Here is a 16456-nt window from a genome sequence, read left to right as displayed (position 1 = left end):
ATGGAACAAAGAAAACTTGCCTTTATTGGCGCGGGAAACATGACCCGCAGCCTGATCTCCGGCCTGATCCAGGCCGGCTATCCGGCCGATGCAATCTGGGCCGCCAACCCGTCGAGGGAAAAACTGGACAGCCTGGCTGCCGATTTTGGTATTCATATCACCCAGGATAATGCCGAGGCGGCCAGCCGGTGTGAGGCCCTGGTGTTGGCGGTCAAACCGCAGATGATGGCAGCCATGCTGAGCCCCCTGGTCCAGTCTCTGGGTGGCTTCGGTGACAAGCTGCTTATCTCCATCGCAGCCGGGATCAGCCTGAGCCGCCTGGAGCAGATGACCGGTGGCCATGACAAACTGGTGCGCACCATGCCCAACACTCCCTCCCTGCTGGGATTGGGCATGACCGGCTTGCATGCCAAGGCACATATCGATGAGTCCGACCGCCGCTACTGTGAACAGATGATGCAATGCGTGGGCAAGACCCTGTGGGTTTCGGAAGAAGACGGCATCAATCAGGTGATCGCCGCCGCCGGCAGCGCGCCGGCCTACTTCTTCCTGTTTATGGAAGCCATGGCCGAGCACGCCGAAAAACAGGGCTTCAGCGCCGAACAGGCTCGCCTGCTGATACAGCAGACCGCCCTGGGCGCGGCCCACATGGTGGAAGCCAATCCGCAATTATCGTTGGCCGAGCTGAGAGCCCAGGTAACCTCCAAGGGCGGCACCACAGCCGAAGCGATCCGCAGTTTCCAGGAGCAGGACCTGAATAAACTGGTCGGTCAGGCCATGACCGCGGCGGTGGCCCGTGCGCGGGAACTGGAAGCGCAACTCTAAGGATCCTAGATGAACACCGCTTATTATTTGATCAACACCCTGTTTGACCTCTATCTGATGGTGGTGCTGCTGCGCATCTGGCTGCAAATGGCCAGGGCCGATTTTTATAATCCCTTCAGCCAGTTCGTGGTACGGGCCACCAACCCGGTACTGACCCCCATGCGTCGTCTGGTCCCCGGCTTCTTCGGCATTGACTTCGCCGCTGTGCTGCTGGCGGTGCTGGTTGCCCTTGCCAAGTTATTGATCTTCAAGGCCATGAACCTGCTCTACGCGGACTGGCCGACGGTCGCTCTGGTAAGCCTGGTCACGGTACTGAAAAAGGCCGGGGTCATGCTGTTCTGGATCCTGATCATCCGCGCCCTGCTCAGCTGGGTCAGCCAGGGCCGCAGCCAGATCGAGTATGTGATGCTGCAACTGACGGAGCCCCTGCTGGCGCCGATCCGCCGGGTGATCCCGCCCATGGGCGGCCTGGATTTATCCATACTGGTCGCTTTTATCGCCCTGCAGGCCCTGAACTGGCTGATGGGTGATATGTTCGGCCCGCTCTGGTGGCAACTTTGAGTCAGGCCGTCAGGCTGGAAGACGATTCGCTGTGGCTCAGCCTGTATCTGCAACCCAAGGCAAGCCGGGACCAGTTTTCCGGCCGCCATGGAGACGAAATGAGGCTGGCCATTACCGCCCCACCGGTCGCTGGCCAAGCCAACGCCCATCTGATCAAATGGCTGGCCAAGCGCTGCCGGGTACCTAAATCCCGGGTGTCGATCATCGGCGGCGAAACCAGCCGCCACAAAAGGGTCAGGGTAGTCCAGCCCAGGGAAATCCCCGCGGAGCTTGCTGATCTCCTGGCCGATAGCGCCTAAACTCAAACTGATAAATGTTTCATCAAGGAGCTGTTATGTGGAAATTTGTTCTCCCCCTGGTGGTGCTGTTGAGTGCTCCCCTTAGCCTGGCCACCGAAACCAAAGTGGGTAACTGGACGGTTCATTACAGCGCCCTGGCCTCCACCTTTTTAACCCCCGAGGTTGCCCGCAGCTATAACATAGAGCGCAGCCGCTTCAATGGCCTGCTTAACATAGCGATACTGGATGCAAACGGAACCCATCAGTCGGTCAACCTGTCGGGAGAAGGCAAAAACCTGCTCGGCACAGTGCGTAACCTGGAGTTTCAGGAAGTTCGCGAGGGAGATGCCATCTACTATATCGCCGAGTTCCCCTATCGTAATGAAGACAACGTCTTGTTCAACATAGATATCCAGAGCCCGGGGCAAGGTGCCAGCTTCTCTTTCCGACATACCTTCTACGTAGACTGAACTCCCCGCCTGAACCTGGGTCCGTCCCTTGACGGCAGGGCCCAGGTACCAATGCAGCTCTCCCCATCCCCCCTCCCCCGGTGTTATCATCACGCCAGTCAATGTATTCAGGCGCATAGAAGATGAAACAGATAGTGCTGGCTTCAGGCAACGCCAAAAAAGTTGCCGAACTGCAGAGCCTGCTCAATGATCTGGGCATGCAGGTGCTGCCCCAGAGTGAGTTCCAGGTGGTGGATGCTGACGAAACCGGCACCACCTTTGTGGAAAATGCCATCATCAAGGCCCGTCATGCGGCCCGCGTCACCGGCCTGCCCGCCATCGCCGATGACTCTGGGTTGGCGGTCGCCGCCCTCGACGGCCGCCCCGGCGTCTATTCGGCACGCTTTGCCGGCCCCCACGCCACGGATCAGCAGAATGTCGAACGGCTGCTGGCCGAGTTGCAGGGCGTACCGGCCAGCCAACGCCAGGCCACCTTCTGGTGCGTGCTGGTCTACCTGCGCCATGCAGATGATCCCACGCCGCTGATCTGCACCGGCCGCTGGCACGGCGCCATCACCGAACAGCCCGACGGCGACCACGGCTTCGGCTATGATCCCGTGTTCCTGGTACCCGAAACCGGCACCACCTCGGCACAACTGACGCCCGCCGAAAAAAACCGGCTGAGCCACAGGGCCAAGGCACTACAGCAGTTGCAGGCATTGCTGCAACAGGACGCCTGATGCTGCAGTTGCCGCCCCTCAGTCTGTATGTGCATATCCCCTGGTGTGTGCAGAAGTGTCCCTATTGCGACTTCAATTCCCATGCGTTGAAGGAAACCATCCCGGAGCAGGCCTATGTCTCGGCCCTGCTCGATGACCTGCAACAGGATCTGCACCTGGTCCAGGGACGCCACCTGCACAGCATCTTTATCGGTGGCGGCACCCCCAGCCTGCTCAGCCCCGAGGCAATCGGCCGCTTGCTGGCGGGCATCCGGGAGCGCATCCCCTTTGCCCCGGAGATAGAAATCACCCTGGAAGCCAACCCGGGCACGGTGGAAACCGGCCGCTTCGCCGGCTTTATGCAGGCGGGTGTAAACCGTATTTCCATCGGCATCCAGAGTTTTCAGGCGGACAAGTTGCGCCGGCTGGGCCGCATCCACGATCCGGAGCAGGCCCGCTTTGCCGCCCGCGAAGCGCAAGCTGTCGGCCTGCCGACTTTCAACCTGGATCTGATGCACGGCCTGCCCGAGCAAACCCTGGCCGATGGCCTCCATGATCTGCAACAGGCCATCGATCTGGCACCGCCTCATCTGTCCTGGTATCAACTCACCATAGAGCCCAACACCCCTTTCGCCTCCCGCCCGCCTGCATTGCCAGAAGACGAAACACTGGCCGATATCTACGAGCAGGGCCACGCCCTGCTGCTGGCCAACGGCTACCGTCAATACGAGGTGTCAGCCTACGCCAAACCCGGCCATCGGGCCCGCCATAACCTCAATTACTGGCGCTTCGGCGATTATCTGGGCATCGGCTGCGGCGCCCACGGCAAGGTTAGCCTGCCCGCCCAGGGCCGGCTGGTACGCACCGTCAAGGTCAAGCATCCCAAGGGCTACCTGGACGCCGAACGGCCCTACCTGGATAAATACTGGCCGATCAAAGCCGAGGATCTGCCGCTGGAATACTTTATGAACCGGCTGCGGCTGTTCGAGCCCATCCCCAAGACGGAATTCGAACAACTGACCGGGCTGAATCCGGCGCTACTGGCCGAACCGCTGCGGGAGGCGCTGAGGCTGGAACTGCTGCTGGATCTGGGAGACAGCTGGCAGCTAAGTCCCCTGGGACGGCGCTTCCTGAACCGGCTACTGGATTTGTTTATGGCGGAATAAGTTATTGTCGGCCCGAGGGCCGACCTACATCAAATGATGAGAACATCAATAGCGTAGGTCGGGCCTTGGCCCGACGATTCAGGCTCAGGCAATCCGGGTAAAGATAAGATCCCAGACCCCGTGGCCGAGACGCTGACCGCGCTGCTCGAACTTGGTCAGCGGGCGGTAATCGGGCCGCGGCATATAATCACCCTCGGTGGCCGCATTTGCATAGCCGGGGGCCGCCTTCATCACTTCCAGCATATGCTCCGCATAGTTTTCCCAATCGGTGGCCATATGGAATTCACCGCCGATCTTCAGCTTGCTGCGCAGCATTTCCACAAAGGCCGGCTGTACTATGCGCCGCTTGTGATGACGCTTCTTGTGCCAGGGATCGGGGAAAAACAGCTGCACCCGATCCAGGCTTTGCTCCGGTAGCATCTGCTCGAATACTTCCACCGCATCGTGACACATCACCCGCAGGTTGCCGACGCCCGCCTCGGCGGCGGCCATCAGGCAGGCACCCACCCCCGGGGTATGCACCTCGATACCGATAAAATCCTGTCCGGGCGCGGCCTTGGCCATTGCCACCAGAGAAGCCCCCATGCCGAAGCCGATTTCCAGTACCCGGGGGGCGCTACGGCCGAATAGCGCATCCAGATCGAGCCGATCGGCGCTGAACTCAATGCCCATTACCGGCCACTGCTCGGCCAGGGCTTTTTCCTGGCCCTTGGTGAGCCGGCCTTCGCGGCGCACAAAGCTGCGGATCTTGCGCTTGTAGTGGCCGTCTTCGGTGTAATCGGCCTGATTTACGTCTGTCATTTGCTCTCTCCGGCTGGCTTGAGAAGGCGAATTATCCAAAGTTAGCCCAAAGGTGCAAGCTTAAAAAGCCGCAAGCCTTAAGCTGTCAGCGACAAGAACAACGGGAAAAGTGCCAGTTGCAATGACAAAGCTCTCATACCAATTACATTAAGTATCTGATCATAATTCGGACCCGTGCTCCAGGAGGGCAAAGGGCGCTGCTCAGCCGACCACGACATGCCAGGGAAGGCATGTCCTGAATGGACAGGGATGTGCAAGCGAGTCGGCGGAGACAAAAACATCGCCTCAGATTATGGCCAAGGAGATAAAAAAAGGGGACTGTCCCGCCCTACGCTGGCATAAGGCAGGACCTTCATTTTTCTTTCTTATAGCTTATGACTTATAGCTGACAACTCATAAAACCTGCTGGATCACCCGTCCCAAACGGCCAATACCCTCTTCGATGGTGGCAGCATCCGCACCCGAATAGCTGAAGCGGGCGGTGTTGAGGATATCCGGTCGCACATAGAAGGGACGACCCGGAACAAAGGCCACGTTTTCTTTAATGGCCAGGTTGAACAGACTCATGGCATCCACATGCTGCGGCAACTTCAGCCACAGGAACATGCCTCCCTCGGGACGGGTGAAGTCGATACCCGGGCAGTGACGCAGCAGCGCCTGCTCCATGGCGGTTTTCTGCCGGCCGTAAACCGAGCGGATACGGTCGATATGAGCATCCAGGCTGTTATCCTGCAGGTAGCTGAACAACACCTGCTGCACGAAGCCGTTGGTATGCAGGTCGGAGGCCTGTTTGGCGATGGTGATCTTCTGACGCAGCCAGTCAGGTACCACCATCCAGCCGAGGCGGAATGACGGCACCACCACCTTCGAGAAAGAGCCCAGCAAGACCACATTTTCCGGCGCCAGCTTGGCGATCGGCGGCAGATGCTCACCTTCGAAGCGCAGCTCGCCGTAGGGGTTGTCTTCCACCATCAGCACTTGGTGCTTGATCAGCCGCTCGGCCACCGCCTTGCGGTTTTCCAGGCTGTAGCTCAGGCCCGACGGATTCTGGAAGTTGGTGACGCCATACATCAGCCGGGCATGGTTGGGCTCGGCCAGCAGGGCATCCAACTCGGCCAGATCCGGGCCATCATCATTCAGCGATACGCCGCGAAAATTGGGCTGGTAGACCGACAGCGCCTGAATGGCGCCCAGATAACCCGGCTCTTCGATAATCAGGTCGGAACCTTCATCCACCAGTACCTTGCCGATCAGGTCCAGCGCCTGCTGGGAGCCATTGGTGATCAGGATGTTTTCCGGCGACACCCGCATGCCGTGTTGCTGCAGATAGCGCTCGGCAATATATTCACGCAGCGGGACAAAACCTTCGGTGGCCGCGTATTGCAACGCGCCGTTACCCTTGTTCTGCAGCACCTTGGCCGTGGCCACTTCCAGCTCTTCGTTGGGAAAGAATTCGGGATTGGGCAGGCCACCGGCAAAGGAGATCACCTCCGGATTGACGGCGACTTTCAGGATTTCACGGATAAAGGAAGGCTCTACCTTGGCAAAGCGCTGGGCAAAAAAGGGCTGCATAGAGGTCTCTCTGGTAAACAAGCTTGGCGGACGCCAATAAAACCCTTCTTTTGTATCAGAAAACATTCAAATAACAAACAATGAACCTTAAAGAATATTGCCGGCTTGATGTTGCGGTTTGCACTGGGGTCGACGCTGTGGTCTGATCCCGGCATTCATTTTTATCTCGTAATTACCGTGAACACAGACTCTTTTGCCAAACGGGTACTCGACTGGTACCAGATTCATGGCCGCAAGACCCTGCCCTGGCAACTCAATAAAACGCCCTACCGGGTCTGGGTGTCGGAAATCATGCTGCAGCAGACCCAGGTCAAGACGGTTATCCCCTATTACCAGCGCTTTATGGCAAGCTTCCCCGACGTGGTCAGCCTGGCCGATGCCGACAGCGACCAGGTATTGCATCACTGGACCGGCCTGGGCTATTACGCCCGAGCCCGCAACCTGCACCAAGCGGCCCGGGTGATCCGGGATCATTACCAGGGCCGTTTCCCCGAGCGCTTTGAAGAAGTGCTGGGCCTGCCGGGGATCGGCCGCTCCACCGCCGGAGCCGTGTTGTCCCTGTCCTTGGGCCAACACCACGGCATCCTCGACGGTAATGTCAAACGGGTGTTGGCGCGCTGGCTGGCGCTTGAAGGCTGGCCCGGCAAGAAAGAGGTGGAAAACCGGCTGTGGGAGCGAGTTGACCAGCTCACCCCGCAGCAGGGTGTTGCCCAATATAACCAGGCGATGATGGATCTGGGGGCCACCATCTGCACCCGTTCCCGCCCCAGGTGCGAACTCTGTCCGGTGCAGGCCGATTGCCGGGCCCATGCACTAGGCACACCAACCGCCTATCCGCACGGCAAACCGAAAACTACCAAGATACCGGAAAAACAGTCCTGCTTTTTATTGCTCAAACATCGGCAGCAACTGTTACTGGTACAAAGGCCGCCCCAGGGACTGTGGGGTGGCCTCTATTGTTTTCCTGAATTCAGGGATGAAGTGGAGCTGCGGGCCTGGCTGGTCCGCCATCCTGAGGCAGGCGAGCCCAAGCCCCTGCCCGGTTTCCGCCATACCTTCAGCCATTTTCATCTGGATATTTCGCCTTTCCTGGTTGAATTGGACCACCAACCCCTTGAGGTCATGGCAGGAGATGAGCGTCTTTGGTATAACTTGCAGCAACCTGCATCGGTAGGCTTGGCCGCCGCCACTAAAAAACTGCTGGCCTACCCGCAACTGCACACCGAGAGGACACTATGAGCCGTACTATTTTTTGTCAGCGTTTGAAAAAAGAAGCAGAAGGCCTGGATTTTCAGCTGTACCCGGGAGAAGTGGGCAAACGGATCTACGACAACATATCCAAGGAAGCCTGGGGCGAATGGCAGAAAAAACAGACCATGCTGATCAATGAGAAAAAGCTGAACATGATGAATCCTGAGCATCGCCAGCTGCTGGAGCAGGAGATGGTCGCCTATCTGTTCGAGGATGCAGAAGTAAAAATCGAGGGCTACACCCCCCCTTCCCACCCGGGCTCAGCGGAGTAAATCAGCACTTTGCTCAAGGCTTGAGCGAACGCGCTCGAGCCTTCTAAAAAGCGGTTGACTTGCCATAGGCAATCTTATTTAATGACGCCCCGTTGCCCAGATAGCTCAGTCGGTAGAGCAGGGGATTGAAAATCCCCGTGTCGGTGGTTCGATTCCGCCTCTGGGCACCATTTTCAGGTGCTCTCAACAAGCCCCATATTGCCCAGATAGCTCAGTCGGTAGAGCAGGGGATTGAAAATCCCCGTGTCGGTGGTTCGATTCCGCCTCTGGGCACCATTTCCATGTTGCCGGCATAGCTCAGTTGGTAGAGCAACTGACTTGTAATCAGTAGGTCGAGGGTTCGACTCCTTCTGCCGGCACCATTAAGAGTTTTGCCCAGATAGCTCAGTCGGTAGAGCAGGGGATTGAAAATCCCCGTGTCGGTGGTTCGATTCCGCCTCTGGGCACCATCTTGAGAGCCTCGCTTATGCGGGGCTTTTTTGTATCCGTGAGCAGAGAGCCTTGGGGCAGCCAGGCGGCTCTCTCAGCGCAAGGCCCAAGAAACACTGTATGCTTTGTAAGCCCCCATCATGAAAATTTTACACCTTTTGCTGCGTTTGGACTTGCGACGCCTCATCCTCGCGCTGACCATCGTCAGTGTCTTAATCACTCTTGCCAACAGTTTTTATGCCACCTATCAAGTGCAACGGGAATTGCTGATCAACAACACCCTCGAAGCCAACCGGGTGTATGCGGCCAAGCTCGCAGAAACGACCGACACCTTTTTGAAATCGGCGCAAACTCAGCTGAAGTACAGTGCTGCGCTGCTTGCCGGACAGATGGATGACGAGCAAGCCCTGCTTGCAGAAGCCAGGCGGTTGCACCGGCAAACGGAAAGTTTCAACTCTGTGGTCATAGTCAATGCCGACGCCATCATAATGGCGACATCACCGGAAACCCTGCAAATCAAGGGCGTCAAGCTCACCTCCCCCAATGCCAGGCAATCGCTCAACGCCAAACAGCCGCTGATAACCGATCCCTTTTTGTCTCCGGCCGGCAACTACCTGATCAGTATTTCTCACCCTATTTTCGCCCCCGATGGCCGTTATCTTGGATATATGGCCGGGACCATCTATCTGCAGGGGGAAAATATCCTCAACCTGCTACTGGGGCAGCACCACTATAAAGACGGCTCTTACCTTTATGTAGTGGATAGAAACGGTGTATTAATTTACCACATGGATCAGCACCGTGTCGGCGAGAAGGTCACCGACAATCCGGTAATAGACGCCGTGATCCGAAACCAAAGTGGAGCCGATAACCTGATCAACTCGCGTGGTTCGGATATGCTTGCCGGTTTTGCTCCCGTTCCCCGGGCGGGTTGGGGGGTGGTGGCTCAACGACCAAAGTCGGCAACCTTGGCCGAACTCGATAAGCAGATACAGGCCGTATTTATCAAGATACTGCCGCTGACCCTGCTGACACTGCTGTTTATCTGGTTTTCTGCCCTGCTGATTTCCAGACCGCTCTGGCAGCTGGCGAGAAATGCCCGAGAAATGGATCAACAGCATGCGCAGGATCGCATTCTGGCCATCAGTTCTTGGTACTTTGAGTCCGCCCAACTGAAGCGCGCCATCCTCAAAGGCGTTGGCCTGCTCAACGACAAAATCACTCAGCTCAACACCGATAGTCACACTGACCCCATGACAGCATTATATAACCGCCGAGGCATGCAAAAAGTGTTGGATTATTATCAGGAAATACAACAGCACTTCGCCATCATAGCCTTGGATATCGATCATTTTAAAGGGGTCAACGACAGCTACGGCCATGATGTAGGTGACCAAGTAATTAAGTCGTTAGCGCAACTGATGCAAAAAAACGCCAGGAAGGTTGATGCCCTGTGCCGTAGTGGCGGGGAGGAGTTTATTATTTTGTTGCCAGATACCAATGCTCAAGTGGCCGAGGGTATAGCCGAACGTTTACGCCATCATGTCGCCCAGCATGAAATGCCGGAAGCAGGTCATGTCACTATCTCTCTCGGTGTTGCCTACTGGCCGGGAGATACCACAGGTATCAACGAGGCACTGAAAATGGCTGACCGGGCGCTTTATCAGGCCAAGCAGCAGGGTAGGAATCAAACCCTGGTCGCTTCTGCGCCAGCGGCTTAAAGGCCGGGGCTGTTATTGTTGATGAATACTATCGATGTCCAACCTTAGGGCCTGAAGCTCGGCCCCGAATAAAGCCCTATACGAATCCCAAAAAGGCTTTGAATTAACCAAAAATCCATCGCCCGATCCCTCTTTGCTTCGTCCTGTTTGCGGATTATGAAAATAAGATGAATTATGCAATGAAATTCAAATACCTGTTGACCCCTGGGGGATTAGGGGTTAGAGTGGCTTCAGCTTGAAGGATACGGCTATATTTATGTTTTTGCTTACGAAGTTCTAGTGGTACCTCGTCCTGTATTTCATAAGTTAAACCGGTATTTTTCTCAGCTAGTTATTTATGTAAGTTTGTTTACAGGATTTAGGTATGTCTAATATCGTTAAAGGTAAAGTTAAGTTCTTCAATGAATCCAAAGGTTTCGGTTTCATCGAGCAAGAACAAGGTCCTGACGTGTTTGTACACTTCAGCGCCATCCAGTCTCAGGGTTTCAAAACTCTGGCTGAAGGCCAAGCAGTACAGTTCACTGTAGCTCAAGGCCAAAAAGGTCCTCAAGCAGAGAACGTAGTTCCTCTGTAAGACCCTTACAGCAGAATTCCTAAGCCGTGCCTCCGGGCGCGGCTTTTTTGTTTTGGCATTTTTTATTCCTCCTGAACACTAAAGGTCAGACTCCATGACGAAAAACTCGGTGACAAGTTTGGTGCTGCTGCTATTGCCGCTGATCCTGTTCGGCCCCATGGGGATTGATATCTATTTGCCGGCCATGCCACAGATGGCCCTGTCATTGAACGCCAGTGCCTCCGATGTTCAGCTCAGCCTGTCAGTATTTATGCTGGCCATTGGCCTGGGCCAGTTACTGTTCGGCCCCCTGGTTGACCGCTGGGGACGCCGTCCCGCCGCCCTGCTCGCCATTTGTCTGTTCCTGCTCGGCTCTATCCTGGCCTCATTTGCCGAACACTTGTCCTTACTGCTGTTCGCCCGCATGATCCAGGGCCTCGGCGCCTGCGGCACTTCTGTAGTGGCCTTCTCCGTGGTGCGTGACCGGCTTGGCGCCACCGACAGCGCCCGTGCTTATTCCTATTTAAATGGCGCCCTCTGCCTGGCCCCAGCCCTGGCGCCTGTACTGGGAGCTTGGCTGACCATCAGCCTCGGCTGGCAGGCCAATTTTATGTTTCTGGCCCTGTTTGCCGGTTTCGCCCTGATGCTGGTCGCCTTCCGCCTGCAGGAAACCCGGCCGGCCGACACCCGGCTTCAGCCCCTGCCGTCGATTCGGGCCTACCTATCCGTATGGCACCATAAGGCCTTTCGAGTCTATGTACTGACCTGCATCGCCGCCATGGGGGGCATCCTCACCTATGTAACCTTCGCCCCGCTGATCTTGATGGAACGGCTGGGATTGAACGAAACCCAGTTTGCTCTGGTGTTCGGCGCCAATGCACTGATGATAATGACCTCCAGCTTCTCCGCCCCCGGGCTGGTGAAACAACTGGGCCGACATAAGGTGGTACAGGTCGGCAGCCTGGCATTGCTGGCCGGCGGTGCTTTAATGCTGATCTGGATGGGGGTGGCTCCGGGTTTATGGGCCTTTATGATACCGGTCGGCCTATGTTCTGTCGGCTTCTCCCTGATACTGGGGTCCGCCGCCGCCTCGGCCATGGCTCCCTTTGGAGACAGGGCTGGCCGCGCCGCCGCCCTGCTCGGCTGCCTGCAGATGACTGGCGCCGCGACCGCTTCTTACACCGCCACCAGACTGCCCCTCAATCCGGGAGAGGCGTGCGCCCTCACTATCCTGCTCCTGGCTTTGCTCGCCTTGTTGGCATTGAGCCGTCTCCCCCGGGAGCACCGACTGCTGGCCGACAGCGATGCCTAGGGAGTGTCCCGACCGAGCGCAACCCCGGACAACAGCTTCAACACCAGCGCTCCCAGCACAATACACAGGCCCAGGCCGAAGGCAGTGTTCACCCCGGCAAAGACCAGCCCTGCCGAGATCAGGCTGGCAAACAGCATCTGCAGGGCGCCAGACAGGGCGGCGGCGGCCCCGGCCAGCTCGCGGTAGGGCTCCAGCAGGCGGCTCATGGCATTGGGAAAGGCCATGCCGTTGCCCAGCGCCTGAATAAAAATACCGGCGATCATCCACTGGGGCGCCAACGGCATCAAGATCACCCATAGCCCGGCCAGCATCTGGATAAAAGGGGTAAAACGCAGTATATCGGCCGCATCCGCCCGATGTTGGATCCGGTTGTTGATAAGCCCACCCAACAGTAAGCCCGAGGCGGGCAGCAAGGCCCAGCTGCCATATTCGGCGGCGGTCATGCCGATCTCGGTCTGCATCACATAGGGCAGCACAGAGATCGACAGCATCATCAGCGAGTACTGCCCCCACAGCATGCCGCCATGGCCGAGAAAATGCCGGTCTCCCAGCAGGCACCGATAATTGGCGGCAATATGGCGCACCTTGAGTAACTGACGGCTCCCCTGACGGGTTTCTTGAAAGCCCTTCAGCAACAGCAGCCAGGTCAGCAGCAGGTACAGCATCATGGCCATAAAGACGCTGTTCCAGCCCAGGTGGTATCCAATCATCCCGCCTACCGCCGGGGCGATAATGGGAGTAAAGGCCGCGGCCATGGCGATAAAAGACAGCGCATTGCGCAGCCCGGCCCCTTCGAATCTGTCCCTCAGCATGGCACGCGACACCACGGCGCCACAGCCCGCCCCCAGTCCTTGCAAGAAGCGCCCCAACAACAACCAATCGAAAGACACACCGGGGAGCAGGCACAGGCCCACGCCCAACAAGGCGATCGCCAGGCCGGCCAGCAGCACAGGCCGGCGCCCCCGGGCATCGCTGAGGGGGCCATAGAGTAACTGCACAGGGCCAAAGGCGAATAAATAGAGGGAAATCAGCCACTGTACCCGCTCCGGCCGCTCACTCAACGCCTCACTGATGGCAGGCAAGACCGGAAACAGCAGGCCAACGCTGAGCTGTCCTATACTGACTATCAAACAGGCCAGGACAATGGTGCCGGTCTGCTTGTCGGATGTCGTCACGCCGTCTCCTTAAAGCCATCTGGGTTTGCCGGATTTATTTGAGCTTTACTTTGACAAGCTGGGCATTCATTAAGCACAATCAAGGTTGCAAAATAACAAACAGGACTGCCTACATGACTGCCCAATCTTCAAATCCCCAATCGCTGCAACAAGCCTTTTCATTGGGTAATGGACAGGACGCGGCACTGAATTGGTTGCGCAAGAATCAGACTCATTGCGCCATATTCCTGACAAATGGCATCAAGCTGGAAGGGATGATCAGTGCCTTTGACCAATATAGTATTTTATTGTCGGACCCCAGGGGTCAGCAGCAGCTTATCTATAAAGCCAAGATCTCGACCATATCGCCGGCCACCCGCCGTCCGCCCCGCACCGGGGTGATCATCAACAAGCCGAGGCGTCCGCGCTACGAAAACCACCATGATCACTCCAATCACCATGGCCACTCCGGAAATCAGGATGTGGTTCAGGATGAACAGGACTAAGCCAGCCTGATCTGCAGAGGGCAGCAAGATGCCCTCACCCCACCTCAAATCGGGGCATACCGTCCACCACCATCACACAGGCCATACCGGCTGCCCGGGCCGCCTGCCGGCCGATCGGCGTATCTTCAAACACCAAACAGCGTTCCGGCGCCAGCCCCAGCTGCTCGGCCGCCAGCAGGTAGGTATCGGGGTTGGGTTTATGCGAGGTTACCTCGTCGGCGGTCACCACCACCGGAAAATATCGGCTCAGGCCGGTATTTGTCAGTACCCGCTCCGCATTCACCCGGGCAGAGCCGGTACCGATAGCCATCGGCAGCACTCCGCTCCATTGCCGCAATAAACTGAGCATGGCGGGAAAAGCCTCGGCCCTGAGCAACTGGCTTTGATAGTGGCCATTCTTGACTCGGGCGACCAGGTCGCCATCCAGGCTGATGTTCTGCTGCTCGGCGATCAAGCGGGCTATCTTGCGGCTGGGTACGCCGCCCAGTGAGTAGAGCCAGTCCGCATCGTAGTGAAAACCAAACTCCCCGGCGGCCCGCTCCCAGGCCGACAGATGCAAAGGCATGGTATCGACCAGGGTACCGTCCAAGTCAAAAATCAAACCATCAAACTGTTCTAAATTCATGCATTTACCATCAGCCATGGCCGCCGGTGCGGCCATGGACTTATATCAGATCCAACTGTTCCATCACCTGACGAATACGCGCCTTGGTGCTGTCCTGCAGCTCAAGGATAGGTACGCGGCAGGCGTCGCTGGCCAAGCCCAGCAGGGACAAGCCATATTTAGCGCCGGCCGGGTTGGGTTCGGCAAACATCGCCTGATGCAGAGGCAGCAGCCTGTCCTGCAGCTCGCGGGCCTGCTCCCACTTACCGGCCAGCGTCAGCTCCTGCAGTTGGGCGCACAGCTTGGGCGCCACGTTGGCGGTCACCGAAATACAGCCCACACCACCGGCCACGTTGTAGGACACGGCGGTACCGTCTTCACCGGACAGCCAGGAGAACGGCTTGTTAATCAATTGCCGCTCGGCCCAGGGACGAGCCAGATCACCGGTGGCATCTTTCACGCCGGCAATGCGCGGCAGCTCGGCGATGCGAGCCATGGTCGCCGGGATGATATCGACGACGGCACGGGGCGGAATGTTGTAGACGATGATCGGCAGCTCGGTGGCATCGTGCAGCATCTTGAAGTGAGCATACAGCCCTTCCTGGCTGGGCTTGTTATAATAACCGGCCACATGCAGGGTCGCATCGGCACCCACCTGCTGGGCATAACGGCTGTACTCGATGGCTTCAACCGGATTATTTGAGCCGGCACCGGCAATCACCGGCACCCGTCCGGCGGTCTGCTCGGCCACCACTTCGATCACCCGACAGTGCTCATCGTGGCTCAGGGTCGGGCTTTCGCCCGTGGTACCCACCGGCACTATACCGTGGGTACCCTGCTCGATATGCCAGTCAACCAGGCGGCGCAGCGCCGCCTCATCCACCCGGGCACCATCAAATGGGGTGACAAGGGCAACTATAGAACCGCGAAACATGGAAACTCCTTCTCCTGGCTAGAGGATGAAAAAATGGCGATTAAAAAAACCCCGGTCGCTGCTGCGTAACCGGGGTTTGAGAATATCTCGTCTTGACTAAAGTGGGCGCCGGTCACGCAATACAGATTACCGCTGCTCGTTTAAGCGGTTTCATCGGTTTGCGTTTAGCGATAAAAATCATGACTTGCACCCAGAAAGATCTTGAACTGCATCTTTTGCTAATGACTGGCAAATGTCAAGGACTGCGGCAGCATGTATAATGGCCAATTGCTTTTTGACTCCGGAACCCGACATGTTTCAGGCATTAACCTCGGTCGGCGAAATGCTGACCCGCAACTTTGACACCCTGTGCCGGCCAGGCCTGCTGATCTGCGGGCAACTGGAAGACAGCCTGCCGCTGGCCATGGCCAACGAAGGCCCGGCGCCGCAGGTGTTCAGCACCGACTATCGCTATACGCAGTGGCTTAAAGATCATAATTATCAACAACTTGAGTTTGGTTCCGAACCCACTGACGGAACCTGCGATGCCATCCTGCTGTTGATGCCCAAAGCCAAGGCCGAAGCCGAATATCTGCTGGCCGCCTGCCTGCCCCTGCTCGCGGAAGGCGGCCATATTTTTATCGCCGGCGACAATAAAGGCGGTGTCAAATCTGCCCCCCAATTACTGGCACCTTACTGTAACCGGGTAAACAAGCTGGACAGCGCCCGTCGGGCCAGCCTGTTTCATGGCACCCTGAGCCGTTCCGTCGCTCCCTTTCAGCAGGCCGACTGGCTTAAAAACTATGATCTGCCTCGGGAAAAGCTGCAGATTTATACCCTGCCGGGGGTATTCAGCGCCGAACACCTTGATACGGGCTCCAGCCTGTTGCTGCAAACCCTGGGCAGACTCCAGGGGAGGGTGCTCGATTTTGGCTGCGGGGCCGGGGTGATCGGCGCAAGCCTGCTCAAACGCCAGCCGGAACTCGAACTGGAAATGATCGATATCAATGCCCTGGCGCTGGAAGCCAGCCGCCAGACCCTGGCCCGCAACGGCCTGAACGCCCGGGTATATCCCTCCAACGGCCTGAGCCAGGTGAACGGAAAATTCGACCAGATCATCACCAACCCCCCCTTCCATGCGGGTTTGAAGACCTTTTACAGCACCACGGAGGAACTGCTGCATGGGGCCATCCATTACCTGAAACCCGGTGGCCGACTCACCCTGGTGGCCAACGCCTTCCTGCCCTACCCCGACCTGATCCAGGCCAGTTTCGGCAACTGTGAGACGCTCGCAGCCACCGGCAAGTTTAAAATTTATCAGGCGACCAAGAGCTAGGCCGCCGGCATTTTAACTATAGTTGCGGATTTCC

Annotated in this window: 18 protein-coding genes and 4 tRNA genes; 17 read left to right on the top strand and 5 right to left on the bottom strand. The window is 57.4% G+C overall.

All coding sequences use genetic code 11. From position 1 onward, the window contains the following. The 6 genes from proC to hemW all read left to right on the top strand — a co-directional run bounded on the left by proC (position 1) and on the right by hemW (position 3998). On the top strand, positions 1-825 hold the full coding sequence (proC, locus tag ABD806_RS14075) for a pyrroline-5-carboxylate reductase (RefSeq protein ID WP_344959098.1): 825 nt from the start codon (positions 1-3) through the stop codon (positions 823-825). A 9-nt stretch (positions 826-834) separates the two neighbouring features. Beyond that, a complete protein-coding gene (locus tag ABD806_RS14070) occupies positions 835-1386 on the top strand; it encodes a YggT family protein (protein WP_344959096.1) in 552 nt (183 codons plus the stop codon). After that, positions 1374-1685, top strand: a complete 312-nt coding sequence (locus ABD806_RS14065) for a DUF167 family protein (protein ID WP_425583142.1) — start codon at positions 1374-1376, stop codon at positions 1683-1685. The genes ABD806_RS14070 and ABD806_RS14065 overlap by 13 nt, the downstream gene beginning before the upstream one ends. 35 nt (positions 1686-1720) lie before the next feature. Beyond that, positions 1721-2134 (top strand): DUF4426 domain-containing protein, encoded by a 414-nt coding sequence (locus tag ABD806_RS14060; protein WP_344959090.1) that lies wholly within the window; start codon positions 1721-1723, stop codon positions 2132-2134. 122 nt (positions 2135-2256) lie between these two features. After that, complete coding sequence (locus ABD806_RS14055; protein WP_344959087.1) at positions 2257-2853, top strand: XTP/dITP diphosphatase; 597 nt, start codon at positions 2257-2259, stop codon at positions 2851-2853. After that, entirely contained in the window at positions 2853-3998 is a 1146-nt protein-coding gene (gene hemW / locus ABD806_RS14050; RefSeq protein WP_344959085.1) for a radical SAM family heme chaperone HemW, read from the top strand. The genes ABD806_RS14055 and hemW overlap by 1 nt, the downstream gene beginning before the upstream one ends. 84 nt (positions 3999-4082) lie before the next feature. Here the strand turns inward: hemW and trmB are convergent, their stop codons facing one another. Together trmB and ABD806_RS14040 are read right to left on the bottom strand one after the other, a co-directional pair. Continuing rightward, a complete protein-coding gene (trmB, locus tag ABD806_RS14045) occupies positions 4083-4799 on the bottom strand; it encodes a tRNA (guanosine(46)-N7)-methyltransferase TrmB (protein WP_344959082.1) in 717 nt (238 codons plus the stop codon). Positions 4800-5192: 393 nt separating this feature from the next. Continuing rightward, complete coding sequence (locus ABD806_RS14040) at positions 5193-6371, bottom strand: aminotransferase-like domain-containing protein (RefSeq protein WP_344959080.1); 1179 nt, start codon at positions 6369-6371, stop codon at positions 5193-5195. A gap of 177 nt (positions 6372-6548) precedes the next feature. On the opposite strand from ABD806_RS14040, the gene mutY reads away from it, so the two are divergent. The 9 genes from mutY (at position 6549) to ABD806_RS13995 (ending at position 11909) form a co-directional block, all read left to right on the top strand. Next, entirely contained in the window at positions 6549-7610 is a 1062-nt protein-coding gene (mutY, locus tag ABD806_RS14035) for an A/G-specific adenine glycosylase (RefSeq protein ID WP_344959078.1), read from the top strand. After that, positions 7607-7894, top strand: coding sequence for an oxidative damage protection protein (locus ABD806_RS14030; RefSeq protein ID WP_344959076.1), 288 nt, complete (start codon positions 7607-7609; stop codon positions 7892-7894). Before mutY ends, ABD806_RS14030 begins: the two co-directional genes overlap by 4 nt. Positions 7895-7988: 94 nt before the next feature. Continuing rightward, positions 7989-8064, top strand: a tRNA-Phe gene (locus tag ABD806_RS14025). A gap of 30 nt (positions 8065-8094) precedes the next feature. Continuing rightward, positions 8095-8170 (top strand) — tRNA-Phe (locus tag ABD806_RS14020). A gap of 10 nt (positions 8171-8180) precedes the next feature. Then, a tRNA-Thr gene (locus ABD806_RS14015) sits at positions 8181-8256 on the top strand. Positions 8257-8267: 11 nt separating this feature from the next. After that, positions 8268-8343 (top strand) — tRNA-Phe (locus ABD806_RS14010). A gap of 120 nt (positions 8344-8463) precedes the next feature. Beyond that, on the top strand, positions 8464-10044 hold the full coding sequence (locus ABD806_RS14005) for a sensor domain-containing diguanylate cyclase (protein WP_344959074.1): 1581 nt from the start codon (positions 8464-8466) through the stop codon (positions 10042-10044). A gap of 364 nt (positions 10045-10408) precedes the next feature. Further along, positions 10409-10618, top strand: a complete 210-nt coding sequence (locus ABD806_RS14000) for a cold-shock protein (protein WP_071472183.1) — start codon at positions 10409-10411, stop codon at positions 10616-10618. 94 nt (positions 10619-10712) lie between these two features. Continuing rightward, positions 10713-11909, top strand: coding sequence for a multidrug effflux MFS transporter (locus tag ABD806_RS13995; RefSeq protein WP_344959068.1), 1197 nt, complete (start codon positions 10713-10715; stop codon positions 11907-11909). Here the strand turns inward: ABD806_RS13995 and ABD806_RS13990 are convergent. After that, positions 11906-13084, bottom strand: coding sequence for an MFS transporter (locus ABD806_RS13990; protein WP_344959065.1), 1179 nt, complete (start codon positions 13082-13084; stop codon positions 11906-11908). The two genes, ABD806_RS13995 and ABD806_RS13990, sit on opposite strands and share 4 nt — an antisense overlap. 113 nt (positions 13085-13197) lie before the next feature. Here ABD806_RS13990 and hfq point away from each other — a divergent pair, with 113 nt between their 5' ends. After that, a complete protein-coding gene (gene hfq, locus ABD806_RS13985; protein ID WP_344959063.1) occupies positions 13198-13569 on the top strand; it encodes an RNA chaperone Hfq in 372 nt (123 codons plus the stop codon). 34 nt (positions 13570-13603) lie between these two features. Here the strand turns inward: hfq and ABD806_RS13980 are convergent, their stop codons facing one another. Further along, positions 13604-14194: an HAD family hydrolase gene (locus ABD806_RS13980; protein WP_344959061.1), complete on the bottom strand. Its 591-nt coding sequence runs from the start codon at positions 14192-14194 to the stop codon at positions 13604-13606. 40 nt (positions 14195-14234) lie between these two features. Next, entirely contained in the window at positions 14235-15107 is an 873-nt protein-coding gene (dapA, locus tag ABD806_RS13975; protein WP_344959058.1) for a 4-hydroxy-tetrahydrodipicolinate synthase, read from the bottom strand. 292 nt (positions 15108-15399) lie between these two features. Between dapA and rsmC the strand changes: the two genes are divergently transcribed. Then, positions 15400-16422, top strand: coding sequence for a 16S rRNA (guanine(1207)-N(2))-methyltransferase RsmC (rsmC, locus tag ABD806_RS13970; protein ID WP_344959056.1), 1023 nt, complete (start codon positions 15400-15402; stop codon positions 16420-16422). The last annotated feature ends 34 nt before the right edge of the window (positions 16423-16456 follow it).

Source organism: Zobellella aerophila, from assembly GCF_039539325.1.
Lineage (GTDB): Bacteria > Pseudomonadota > Gammaproteobacteria > Enterobacterales > Aeromonadaceae > Oceanimonas > Oceanimonas aerophila.
Note: the sequence above shows the minus strand (reverse complement) of the source record. Positions and strands in the feature narration are given on the sequence as shown.